This is a genomic window from Synechococcus sp. R6-5 (genome assembly GCF_047461775.1).
In the GTDB taxonomy this organism is placed as follows: Bacteria; Cyanobacteriota; Cyanobacteriia; order Thermostichales; family Thermostichaceae; genus Thermostichus.
This window is the reverse complement of sequence record NZ_JANSHV010000395.1, coordinates 1-836: the sequence shown is the minus strand read 5'-3', so window position 1 is coordinate 836 and position 836 is coordinate 1. Positions and strand designations below refer to the sequence as shown.

The window sequence follows — 836 nt, the reverse complement described above, 5'->3', positions numbered from 1 at the left end:
TCTAGACCGGCAAACCTGACGTGAGAAACTGCTGCTCCAGGCCGCGCAAATAGGCGTCCGGATCGCGGCGGAAGCGCAGACCCTGCGCACGGGTGGCGAAGCGTGCCCGCACCGCCTGGCGCACCTCGCGCCAGGCAGCGACATTTGATGGCGCCAACTCAGCGGCCGTCCAGCGCTGCAGCCGGCTGGCGACACTCGTTATCAGGCGCACTGGGCCACGCAACACCGTGGAGGGCGTCCCCCGTTTCCGCCCAGTCGTACGGCGCTCGTGATGACGATGCTGCCCGAAGCACTGCTCCAGTCCATTATTTGTGCGCGGGATGTCCCGATGCGTATAGCAGTGGAACAACCCCGGCGCGTAGCTGCGCGTCACCTTCAGGAAGTGCGTCAGCGCACCTTCCAGCGTGCCACAGTGTCGCTTCACCAGTCCCATCCGTCGTCGCACCCGCAGGTAGGCGGCCTGCACCTGGTCGGCGGGCAGTCCCGCCCCATTGTCGAGCACCGTCGCCGCCTGCCAGACCAGTGTGTAGGCGCGTCGGATTGGCGCCCACAGCGCGGCGGTCTCGTCCAGTGCTCGCTCGACCAGTCGGAGCAGTTTGGTCAGCAGCGGAAGCGATCCCCCTTTTGCGCCATCGCCTGCATGCTGCGCTGGATCTGGCTGAGACGCTCCTGCAAACGCAATCCGGGCGCATCGAGCGGGGCCGGCCCATCGTCGCTGAGCGCGCTTCGGATTGCGACCGCATACCCGCCCACCAGGGTCGCCGCTGGGTTGTCCTGCTCCGCCACAGCGCGCTCAATCGGGCGCACTCCGCGCAGGCGCTTCTTCAGCTCCTTCT

At 67.3% G+C, this 836-nt stretch carries 1 protein-coding gene and 1 pseudogene; both read right to left on the bottom strand.

Annotated features, from left to right (window positions below):
* Position 1: 1 nt before the first annotated feature.
* Entirely contained in the window at positions 2-433 is a 432-nt protein-coding gene (locus NW818_RS13955; RefSeq protein WP_414424899.1) for a hypothetical protein, read from the bottom strand.
* Positions 434-600: 167 nt separating this feature from the next.
* Positions 601-836: pseudogene (locus NW818_RS13950) on the bottom strand (ISNCY family transposase); the annotation flags it as partial.

Coding starts and splice junctions, on each gene's coding strand:
- NW818_RS13955 (WP_414424899.1), bottom strand. CDS start 433: ATGGGACTGGTGAAGCGACACTGTGGCACGCTGGAAGGTGCGCTGACG.